Annotated in this window: 1 pseudogene; it reads left to right on the forward strand. The window is 70.1% G+C overall.

Going from position 1 to position 201, the window contains the following annotated elements:
- Positions 1-201 (forward strand): annotated as a pseudogene (locus AMS65_RS00265) (anthranilate phosphoribosyltransferase); the annotation flags it as partial.

Raw genomic sequence — 201 nt, forward strand, 5'->3', positions numbered from 1 at the left:
ACATCGACCCGAGAGATCTGGGGATCCCGCGCGCTCAGATCAGCGACTTGGTCGGCGGCACCCCGGAGGAGAACGCCGAGGTCGTGCGCCGCGTGCTCGCGGGCGAGACCGGCCCGGTACGCGACATCGTGCTGCTGAATGCGGCGGCGGGCCTTGTCGCCTTCGACTTGGCCCAGAACCCCGAGTCGGTCGAGCGAGCAC

It is taken from the genome of Leucobacter celer subsp. astrifaciens, from assembly GCF_001273835.1.
In the GTDB taxonomy this organism is placed as follows: domain Bacteria; phylum Actinomycetota; class Actinomycetes; order Actinomycetales; family Microbacteriaceae; genus Leucobacter; species Leucobacter celer.